The sequence below is a fragment of the Citrobacter sp. Igbk 16 genome, assembly GCF_028069755.1.
In the GTDB taxonomy this organism is placed as follows: domain Bacteria; phylum Pseudomonadota; class Gammaproteobacteria; order Enterobacterales; family Enterobacteriaceae; genus Citrobacter.
Window position 1 is genome coordinate 1 of sequence record NZ_JANEWJ010000120.1, and the last position, 255, is coordinate 255.

The window sequence follows — 255 nt, forward strand, 5'->3', positions numbered from 1 at the left end:
TAAGCGTACACGGTGGATGCCCTGGCAGTCAGAGGCGATGAAGGACGTGCTAATCTGCGATAAGCGTCGGTAAGGTGATATGAACCGTTATAGCCGGCGATTTCCGAATGGGGAAACCCAGTGTGATCCGTCACACTATCATTACGTGAATACATAGCGTAATGAAGCGAACCGGGGGAACTGAAACATCTAAGTACCCCGAGGAAAAGAAATCAACCGAGATTCCCCCAGTAGCGGCGAGCGAACGGGGAGCAG

General features: G+C 52.2%; 1 rRNA gene. It reads left to right on the forward strand.

The window, feature by feature from the left end:
• Nucleotides 1-255, forward strand: a 23S ribosomal RNA gene (locus NNO03_RS22655); the annotation flags it as partial.